Source organism: Stenotrophomonas sp. Steno-C18, assembly GCF_056393195.1.
The window spans coordinates 158,923-168,604 of record NZ_JBWJOX010000005.1 but is presented as its reverse complement, the minus strand read 5'-3'; the positions used below and the strand labels follow the sequence as shown (position 1 = coordinate 168,604).

Here is a 9,682-nt window from a genome sequence, read left to right as displayed (position 1 = left end):
TGCCGTTGCTGAAGTCATGCCAGCGCAAGATACCCGAATTCGGGCGATCTGGCCGAGGCCCGGCACCTCACCTGAGGGTGACCGTGCCCTTCATCATCGCCGAGTGGCCGGGGAAGCTGCAGAAGAACGACAGCGGCGCACCGGCGGCGACCAGGCGTGCGACCGGGATCGATACCGTGGTGGACTCCCCGCCGCCGACCACCTTGCTGTGGCCGATGATGCGGCTGTCGCCGGCCTTGAGGTAATCGGCGGCCAGGCCGGCGCGCATGCCGTCGGTGTCGATGCCCGCCATGTCCGAGGTTTTGGCCACCACCACGTTGTGGCCCATGATGTTCTTGGCCATCTTGCCGGTGTGGCTGAGGTTGATGGTGAAGTTGGCACAGCTCCTGGGCACGTCGATGTTGGCGAGGTTGTACTTCATCGCATCGTTGCCCTCCAGGTTCACGGAACAGGTGTCGGCGGCATGGGCGGAGAACGCGCCGCCCACGGCCAGCAGGGCAAGGAAAATACGGGACTTCATCTGCAACTCCTCGGACAGGGGTGGAGCGCCGGAACCCGGCGCGTGGGGCGGGTGTTACTCCTTGAGCGATGACAGCCAGGTGGAAACCGCCTTGATGCTGTCGGCATCCAGCTGGCGCCCGATGCCATGCATGACCCGGCTGTTGGTCGAGGCATCGATGGCGTCGTCATGGAACTGCTGCAGGCGGGCCTGCAGGTAGTCGTTCTGCTGTCCGCGCAGGCGCGGGTAGGCCGCATACGGTGCGCGGCCGCTGCGGTCGCGCTGGTCGGCCAACGGATTGCCGCGTGCATCGCTGCCGTGACAGCCCTGGCAGGGTGGGATGCCCTTGGCCGGCTCGCCGTTCATGTAGATGCCCTGTCCGGATGCGGCCAAGGCCGGGTCGATCTCGAGCAGCGGCGCGTCGGCAGGCGGGGGCGGCACGGGCAGGTGCGCGTAGTAGGCCGACAGGTCGCGGATGTCCTGTTCCTCCAGCGATGCCGCCATCGCGGTCATCGGTGACTCGGGCATGCGTCCGCTCTTGTAGGCGTGCAGGCTCCAGTACAGGTAGTCGGCGCGCTGTCCGGCCAGGTTGGGGAACATCGGTGCGATGGCGATGCCTTCGGCGCCATGGCAGGCCGCGCAGACCTCGGCCTTGGCCTTGCCGGCCTGCGCGTCGCCGGCCGGCGCATGGGCGCGGCGCAGGTCGTAGCGGGTCGGCGGCTGCACCGGCGTGCCGGGTTCGGCGACCGGTGCCGGTGGAGGTGTCCCCGCGTCCTGCGGGGCGGCCATGAGCACGGCCTGGGTGCCGGCAACGGCCAGTGCGGTGAGCAGCCAGAGCGCCTTCATAGGGCCACCTCGAACAACATGCCGACCTGGTTGACCTTGTAACTGGAGGGGCCGCCATCGGTATAGACGCGGTGGTCATACACCAGCGTGTCCTCGAAGCCGAAGTAGTGCCAGTCGGAGAGATTGCCGCGCTCCCAGGTATCGAAGAAGCGCATGCGCATGCGTTCGTTCAACGGGACCGACAGGCCGGCGGTCAGCGAATTGACCCGGTAGACCATCAACGGATAGCCGCCGCTGGCCTGGGCGGCATTGGCCGGCACGGTCAGCGCGTCGGGGGAGGCCATGCGGTAGCGCGTGCGGCCCTTGGAGTAGGTCCAGTTCCAGGCCAGGTCGAGCGTGGCGCGGCCGATGCGGCGGGTGAGGTTCAGCCCGGCGTAGTGGTTGCGCTGGGTGTCGCTCATCCACCAGCGGTTGGCGTCGGGGTAGGTGACGCCGCCCAGGGCCGGATCGGTGCCGGTGGCGTCGTTGACGTTGGCCACGTCCAGCGTGGAGCGGTCGTGCCCGATCCACGCGCTGGTGGTCGTGGCCGGATTGGGCTGCCACTCCCACTGCAGGCTGCTGGCATAGGTGTCCAAGCGCTGGCGGCCGATCTGCGCGTCGTAGTGGTTGCGGTCACCGCGGAACGAGGCATAGACGGTCATGTCGCGTGGCAGGATGAAGGTGGCCATCAGGTCCAGCTTCTGCTGGGTACGCGAGGCGATGTCGTACTTGCGCAAGGCCGAAACGGTGTGCGGGCTCAATGCGTCCTCGCCGGTGAAGCCGGGCAGGGACGAGGAGAAGGTGAACGCGTAGGGGTCGTAGTAGTACCGGCTGCCGCTGCGGTCCAGGTAGGTGTAGTTGGCGCGCAGAGTCAGCCAGTCCAGCGTGCGGTTGTTCCAGCCCAGCTTGATCATGCTGTCGCGGGTGGTGGCGACCTCGCGGTGCGCGCGCTCGATGCGGGTGAAGGTGTAGGTGGCCGAGAGCGTGTTCCTGTTGTCCAGCCGGTAGTCCACGCCGCTGGAGAGCTCGTGGGTTTCCTTGTCCAGGGGCAGGTTGCGGATGCGGGTGAGCACCGAGGCGTTCGCGCCGGCGTCCCAGACCCCCATCTCGCCGGGGACCACGCTGCCCTGCGCGCCGTTCTCGGCGATGTAGCCGTACTGCCCGGTCAGCGGGTTGTAGGCCCAGTAGGTGCCGGCATAGTCCTCGCGCAGGTAGCGGCCGGTGCTGCGCCAGGTCAGCTTGTCGCTGGGCAGCAGCACCAGGCGCGCGTCCAGCTTCTGGTTGTTGATCGCCAGGTCGGCGCGCTTGCGCGACAGCGCGTCGGTGGTGTTCCAGTTGGCGCAGTCAAAGATGAAGGGCGGCGCCAGGTTCTGGCCGAACTGGCCCTGGCAGTCCATGGGCGCCTGCAGCCGGTCGTTCTGGCGCATGGTGGTCAGCGCCATCGCCAGCGAGAAGTCGCCGTTCCATGCCGGCAGCTTGCGGCTGACGGTGACGCCGAGGCGGTGGTAGTCGTTCTCCGGCTCGTTGGCGAAGGAGCCGGAGTACAGCGCCGGGGTGGACGCGCCGGCCACCGAGTACAGGCCATACGGCACCTGGTAGTCGTAGGCGCTGTGCGCATTGCGGAAGAACGAGCCGGTGTAGTTGAAGTCGCTGCGCCAGACGTTGCCGACGAAGCGGAAGCCTCCCATCACGTTCATCGTGCTGTCGTCGATCGGGCGTGGGATCTCGTAGATGCCGCCATTGGCCGGGAACGGGTAGTTGAAGAAGAACGGGCCGCCGAACGGCCGCGCGCCCTTGCGTTCCTCGTGGGTCAGGCTGGCATAGCCGGTCCAGCGCGGGTTGAGCAGGTAGTTGATGCTCACGCCTTGCTTGTCGCGCACCACGCTGAGGGTGGTGAAGGGCTGTGCCGCCGACAGGGCTGCCACCTGCGCGGGCGTACTGCCGGCGGCGGTCAAGCCGGGTTTCAAGGTCAGGTGGGCACTGCCAACACCGTCCCAGATCGAACGCGCATTGCCACTGAGCACGTTGGGGGTGCTGCGCACGAAGGCCTGGACCTTGTAGCGGCCGGCCTGGCCGAACACTGCGCGGTAGTACTGGTTGTCGCGCTCCAGCCGGCTCAGCCGGACGTCGGCATAGCTGCCGTCGGCCGCGCGCTTGAGGCTGAAGTTGGCCTGCAGGATCAGGCCGTCGTCCGGGTCGCGGAAGCGCCGCCAGTGGGTATTGGCCTCGTCACCGCTGACGTGCAGGTAGCCCAGCCCGACGTTGCCGCTGTAGGTCCAGCCATTGTCGCCGAGCGGCTTTTCGGTGGGCATGTGCGGGGCACAGCCGTACAGGAACCCGGTCGGGGTGCGCTTGGGCTCGGCGCTCAGCCAACTGGCGCCATCCGGATCGCAGCCGTCCCAGCCGATGCGGCCGCTGGGGTCCAGCCAGTTGCCGAACTGCAGGTCGATGCCGGCGCCACTGTCCTGGGCCTGCGCCAGGCCACCGAGCAACGCCAGCGACAGCAAGGACCAGCGGCAGGTGCGCGAACGTTTCCGTGTGCACATGTCCTTCTCCCGTTACTTGTGCAGACGTGGGCCGGAGGGGTGGTTGGAGCCGTGTACCTGGGCGTGGCAGGTGATGCAGCCGCGTCCCATCAGGCGCTCGTCCGGCGTCATCGCGCCGCCGAGCGAGATTTCGGTCTGCAGGTCGTTGGGGTGACGGGTGTGCGAATGGCATTGCTGGCACAGCATCGGGATCGGCGCGACCAGCAGGGCATGCTGGTTGGAGCCGTGGACCTGATGGCAGTTCAGGCAGCTTTCGCGCACCGGCGCGTGTTCGAACAGGAAGGGGCCGCGCTTCTCGGCGTGGCACTGGTAGCAGGTCTCGTTGACGGTGTCGGTCTTGAGCAGGGTGGCGTTGAGCGTGCCGTGCGGGTTGTGGCAGTCCACGCAGCTGATCGCGCCTTCCGGCAGCGGCATGTGCGAGCGGCGGTTGAACTGCTGGCGGATGTCCTTGTGGCAGGTGGCGCAGGTTTCGCTCACCGATTGCTTGGCGGTCAGCCCTTCGGCCGAGAACTTCTGCATCGGGTTGTGGCAATCGCTGCACGACAGGTCGTTGCGCTGGTGGATCGAGCCCAGCCAGGCGTCGCGCGGGCCACCGGCATGGCACCCCAGGCAGCTTTCGGTCTGGTTGGCCACCGGTGTGCCGCCCTCGTGGCTGAAGGCGATGATCGCCCCCTTCTGGGTGGGGTTGGCGGCATGCACCGAGCCCGGGCCATGGCAGGCCTCGCAGGTGGCGGTGGCCGGATTGGCGGCCAGGGCGACCTGCATGCCGGCCGCATGCGCGGTGTGGGCGAAGTTGCCGCTCTCCTGGCTGTGGCAGGCGGTGCAGACCTGCTGGCCGACCGCCTTGGCATCGGGATGGGCCAGGTTGCGCGCGGGTACCGCGTCGGCAAAACCGGGCGGGGCACTGAAACCGTGGCCGGACTGGGTGGAGGCGAAATGGGTTTCAGGCAGCTTGACCGCCTGCCCGGATGCGTCCGCCTTGACCGGCGCGAGCCATGCAACCGATATCAACACCGCGGTCGCGACGAGCATCAACAATGCCAGATAGACCCGCACGTTCCCCTCCTTGTGTTGCCCCTGCCGACGGGTGGGTGGCAACGCTGGTGAGTGCAGCGTAATTACGGTTACGCCCTAATTTCGTGACGGGGTTCGCTGCGGTCAAGCTGCAACGCAGCAAGCTGGGGTTCAGCTTCGGGGCAGGGCGCCTGCGACGAACAGGCGGACGGCCAGGCGGGCCTGCTGTTTGGCGCGCGGGATGTCGTCCGGGCTCATGCGGCCGTTGGTGGAGCGCAGGATCACCCCGCCGATCACCATCATGTAGAACAGGTGCGCCGAACGCTCCGGGTCTTCCAGGTACAAGCGGCCGGCGTCGGTCTCGCGCCGGAAGTAGCGGCTCAGGCGCGCCTCCATGGGCTCGATGCCATGGGCCTGGAACCAGTCGCGCAGTTCCGGCAGGCGCATGCCTTCGGAGATCACCACGCGGTGGCAGGCGATCCGCGAAGGGGTGAGGATCTCCTCGACCATCAGGTACGCGGCTTCTTCCAGTGCCTGCTCGGGCGGCAACGTGGATTGCGCCAACTCGTCCAGGCTACGGCCGAAGTTGTCGATGCTGCGCTCCATCAGCGCATGCACCAGCCCGACCTTGTCGCCGAAGGCACGATACAGGGTGGCCATCGAGCCGCCGGCGCGCTTGACGATGTCCGACAACCGCGCGGCCTGGTAACCCTTCTCGTTGAACACCTCGGTGGCGGCGTCCAGGAATTTCTCCACCCGCAGTTCACCGCGACGCTGCAGCTCGACCGCAGGGCGCGGAGGCAGGCTGGGTTTGGCGGTGGGGGAAGACTCTGGAGACAGCCGGTCGGTCATGTGATCGCTGCTATTCAGTGAGAACGAGCGAAAGGATAGCGCCGTTTGCGGTTACGAGTTCGCGATCCGGATCGCAGCCGCGGCGGTCAGCGGGGCCAGGAACGCGGCGACGACCAGCCCGGCGCCGAGCATCAGCAGCGCGCCGCCCGGGTCCAGTCCCTGGGCCGCGGCCGATACCGCGCCGGCCCCGAAAACCAGCACCGGCACGTACAGCGGCAGGACCAGCAGGGCCAGCAGTATGCCGGCCCGGCGCATGCCCACGGTCAGTGCCGCGACCACCGCACCGAGCAGGCTCAGCAGTGGGGTGCCCAGCGCCAGGGAGGTCACGAGCACTGGCAATTGGGCAGCGGGCAAGTGCATCAATTCGGCCAGCAGCGGGCTGACCAGCACCAGCGGGAAGGCCGTGGTCAGCCAGTGCGAGAACACCCGCACGGCCACCAGCCAGGCCAGCGGCACCGGTGCAAGCAGCCATTGCTCCAGTGAGCCGTCCTCGGCGTCGCTGCGGAACAGGGTATCCAGCGACAGCAGGCCGGCCAGCAGGATCGCCAGCCACAGCACCGCGGAGGCCACGCCCTGCAACTGCCTTTCCTCCCCGCCCATGGCCAGCGCGAACAAGGCCACCACCAGCAGGGCGAACAGCACCGGTTGCGCGGCATCGCCGCGGCGCCGCCACAGCAGCCGCAGGTCGCGCGCCAGCAAGGCGCGGGCGGCGGTGAACAGGGTGGGCTGGGGACCGGGCAGGCTCATGCGGCGTCCTCGTTCCCGGGCGCGCGGCCCAGCACCAGGGTGCGGTTGCGCACCGGCGGGGCGGCGTAGGCGCCATGGGTGGTGACCAGGGCGGCGCCGCCGCTGCGCAGGTGGGCGGAAATCATGCGGTTGACCAGGTTGATGCCATCCAGGTCGAGGTTGGCGTAGGGCTCGTCGAGCAGCCACAGCGGTGCCGGCGACAGCCAGATGCGGGCCAGTGCCAGCCGCTTCTTCTGGCCGGCGGAGAGCTGGCGTACCAGGGTCTCCTCGTAACCGGCCAGGCCGACGATGGCCAGCGCGTTGCCGGGCATCTGGCGGGCGCGGCGGCCCTGCAGCCCGCACAGGAAATGCAGGTTCTCCAGCGTGCCCAAGTCCTGCTTGAGCGCGGTGAGGTGGCTCAGGTAGGCGATGTAGCGCGAGCGGTCCTGGGCCTTGGCCGGGCGGCCATCGATGTCGATCTGGCCGGCGTCCGGGTGCAGCAGGCCCGCCAGCACCCGCAGCAGGGTGGTCTTGCCGGCGCCGTTGCTGCCCTGCACGAGCAGGGCTTCGCCGGCATCCACGTGCAGATCCAGGGGGCCGAACACCGGGTCGTCATTGCGGGTGAAACGCAGGCCACGTGCGGCGAGCAGTGGCGGTGTGTTCGGCGAGTCGGTCATTGGATCGGGCGCTTCCGTCCTTGGGTGGGAGCGCAGGCAGGCTGGCGCATCGGGGCCGGGCATTATAGACCCGGCCCCTCATGCGGTTGGGTCATGGCCGGAACGGCACCGTTGCCATCGGCATTGCGTAAACTCGCGGTTTTCCCCCTGGTGTGTACGTACTGATGCAACCGCAGACCAAGCTGCCCAAGGTGGGCACCACCATCTTCACCGTGATGTCGCAGATGGCCGCCGAGCACGGCGCCGTCAACCTGGGCCAGGGCTTTCCCGATTTCCCGGCACCGCAGCGCCTGATCGACGAGACCGCCAAGGCCATGCGCGAGGGGTTCAACCAGTACGCGCCGATGACCGGCGTGGCGCCGCTACGCCAGGCCATCGCGCAGAAGGCACTGGACTGCTATGGCGCGCAGGTCGACCCGGACAGCGAGATCACTGTCACCTCCGGCGGCACCGAGGCCATCTTCAATGCCATCCATGCGGTGGTGCGGGCCGGCGAGGAAGTGATCGTGCTCGACCCGGCCTACGACTGCTACGAGCCTGCCATCGACCTGGCCGGCGCGCGGGCCGTGCACGTCGCGCTGGATCCGCAGACCTTCGCGGTGGACTGGGACAAGGTGCGCGCGGCGATCACGCCCAGGACCCGCATGCTGATGGTCAACACCCCGCACAACCCGTCCGGCGCGATGCTGTCGGCGCAGGACATGCAGGCGTTGATTGAGGTGCTGCGCGGCACCGACATCTACCTGGTCTCCGACGAGGTCTACGAGCACATCATCTATGACGGTGCCCGCCACGAATCGGCGCTGCGCTACCCGGAGCTGCGCGAACGCGCCTTCGTCATTTCCAGCTTCGGCAAGACCTACCACTGCACCGGCTGGAAGATCGGCTACGCGATCGCACCGCCGGCGTTGACCGCCGAGTTCCGCAAGGTGCACCAGTACAACACCTTCACCACCTACAGCCCGGCGCAGTACGGCTTTGCCGCGATGATCCGCGACGAGCCCGAGCACCACCTGGAGCTGGGCGCGTTCTACCAGGCCAAGCGCGACCGCTTCCGCGCGCAGTTGCTGACCACGCGCCTGAAGCCGCTGCCGGTGCCGGGAGGCTACTTCCAGCTGGTCGATTACTCGGCCATCAGCGACCTGCCGGACCATGAGTTCGTGAAGTGGCTGACCATCGAGAAGGGCGTCACCGCGATCCCGCTGTCGCCGTTCTACGAAACCCCGCCAGCCGGGCAGCGCCTGGTGCGGCTGTGCTTCGCCAAGAACGACGCCACCCTGGACGCGGCCATCGCGCGCCTGCAGGCGCTCTGAGGCGGCCGGCGTGGGTGTGGGCCAGTGGCTGTTCTGCGTGCTGTTCGGCGGCTTCCTGGCCGCCGTGGCCCTGCGCGGCTGGCTGTTCTTCTCGGTCGTGCAGGACGGGCTGCGCGCGCGCGGGGTGGCGGTGGATGACGGCTGGTTGGCCGTGCGCGGCAGCTTCAACCGCTACACCCGGACCTACCTGGCGCTGCTCGATGCCCAGGAGCGGCGCCAGCCGCGCAATCGATGGGTCGCCCGGCTGCAATGGCTGGTGCCGCTGCTGGGCGCCGGCATGGCGCTTGGCGCGATCCTCGCTTCTTCGCTTACAGGACAATGACGATCATGCAGGACCTCCGTATCTCGCTCGTGCAGGGCGACACCCGCTGGCACGACCCGGCCGGCAACCGCACGCACTACGCCGCGTTGCTGGCGCCATTGGCCGGCAGCACCGACCTAGTGATCCTGCCGGAAACCTTCACCAGCGGCTTCTCCAACGACGCCATCGACAAGGCCGAGGGCATGGACGGGCCGACCGTGGCGTGGATCGTGGAGCAGGCGCGCGCGCTGGGCGCGGCGGTCACCGGCAGCGTGCAGCTGCGTGAGGGTGGCGCCGTCTACAACCGCCTGCTGTGGGCCACGCCCGATGGCCAGCTGCAGTACTACGACAAGCGCCACCTGTTCCGCTATGCCGGCGAGCACAAGCGCTATGCGGCGGGCAACGAACGCCTGAGCGTCGAACTGAAGGGATGGCGGATCAATCCGCAGATCTGCTACGACCTGCGCTTCCCGGTGTTCTGCCGCAACCGCTACGACGTGGAGCGCGCCGGGCAGATGGACTTCGACCTGCAGATCTTCGTCGCCAACTGGCCCTCGGCACGCGCCTATGCGTGGCAGACGCTGGCGCGCGCGCGGGCGATCGAGAACCTGTGCTACGTGGCCGTGGTCAACCGCGTCGGCGTGGACGGCAATGGCCTGCACTATTCGGGTGACAGCGCGGTGATCGACTTCCTCGGCCAGCCGCAGCTGGAAATCCGCGAGCGCGAGCAGGTGGTGACCACGACGATCTCGGCGCAGGCCCTGGCGGCCCATCGCGAACGCTTCCCGGCGATGCTGGACGCGGACGACTTCACCCTGGCCGGGCCGGTCGTGGCTCGCTGAACGCACGCACGGCCACGATCGCGGCCGCCATGCGCACGCCTCGGGCCGGCTGCTAGGCTCGGCCCGGGTTCACGCAACCGAAGGAGC

Annotated in this window: 10 protein-coding genes; 3 read left to right on the top strand and 7 right to left on the bottom strand. The window is 68.3% G+C overall.

The features are described from left to right. Positions 1–67 precede the first annotated feature (67 nt). The 7 genes from azu to ccmA form a co-directional block, all read right to left on the bottom strand. Positions 68–520, bottom strand: coding sequence for an azurin (azu, locus tag AC06FE_RS12145; RefSeq protein ID WP_192286049.1), 453 nt, complete (start codon positions 518–520; stop codon positions 68–70). A gap of 54 nt (positions 521–574) precedes the next feature. Further along, the gene (locus AC06FE_RS12140; RefSeq protein WP_478073162.1) at positions 575–1,345 is read right to left on the bottom strand and encodes a c-type cytochrome; all 771 of its coding nucleotides are present in this window, start codon (positions 1,343–1,345) and stop codon (positions 575–577) included. Next, the gene (locus AC06FE_RS12135; protein WP_478073161.1) at positions 1,342–3,870 is read right to left on the bottom strand and encodes an MtrB/PioB family outer membrane beta-barrel protein; all 2,529 of its coding nucleotides are present in this window, start codon (positions 3,868–3,870) and stop codon (positions 1,342–1,344) included. The genes AC06FE_RS12140 and AC06FE_RS12135 overlap by 4 nt, the downstream gene beginning before the upstream one ends. Positions 3,871–3,882: 12 nt before the next feature. Then, positions 3,883–4,926 (bottom strand): DmsE family decaheme c-type cytochrome, encoded by a 1,044-nt coding sequence (locus AC06FE_RS12130; RefSeq protein WP_478073160.1) that lies wholly within the window; start codon positions 4,924–4,926, stop codon positions 3,883–3,885. A gap of 129 nt (positions 4,927–5,055) precedes the next feature. Continuing rightward, positions 5,056–5,736 (bottom strand): TetR/AcrR family transcriptional regulator, encoded by a 681-nt coding sequence (locus AC06FE_RS12125; protein WP_132863029.1) that lies wholly within the window; start codon positions 5,734–5,736, stop codon positions 5,056–5,058. Positions 5,737–5,787: 51 nt separating this feature from the next. Then, positions 5,788–6,483, bottom strand: a complete 696-nt coding sequence (gene ccmB / locus AC06FE_RS12120) for a heme exporter protein CcmB (RefSeq protein WP_313254526.1) — start codon at positions 6,481–6,483, stop codon at positions 5,788–5,790. Further along, a complete protein-coding gene (gene ccmA / locus AC06FE_RS12115) occupies positions 6,480–7,139 on the bottom strand; it encodes a heme ABC exporter ATP-binding protein CcmA (protein WP_478073159.1) in 660 nt (219 codons plus the stop codon). The genes ccmB and ccmA overlap by 4 nt, the downstream gene beginning before the upstream one ends. A 164-nt stretch (positions 7,140–7,303) precedes the next feature. Between ccmA and AC06FE_RS12110 the strand changes: the two genes are divergently transcribed. Genes AC06FE_RS12110 through AC06FE_RS12100 form a run of 3 tightly spaced genes read left to right on the top strand, consistent with a single transcriptional unit; the run spans position 7,304 to position 9,595 of the window. Beyond that, positions 7,304–8,452, top strand: coding sequence for a pyridoxal phosphate-dependent aminotransferase (locus AC06FE_RS12110; protein ID WP_192286043.1), 1,149 nt, complete (start codon positions 7,304–7,306; stop codon positions 8,450–8,452). A 10-nt stretch (positions 8,453–8,462) separates the two neighbouring features. Next, complete coding sequence (locus tag AC06FE_RS12105; protein WP_132863033.1) at positions 8,463–8,774, top strand: hypothetical protein; 312 nt, start codon at positions 8,463–8,465, stop codon at positions 8,772–8,774. 5 nt (positions 8,775–8,779) lie between these two features. After that, positions 8,780–9,595, top strand: a complete 816-nt coding sequence (locus AC06FE_RS12100) for an amidohydrolase (RefSeq protein WP_478073158.1) — start codon at positions 8,780–8,782, stop codon at positions 9,593–9,595. The last annotated feature ends 87 nt before the right edge of the window (positions 9,596–9,682 follow it).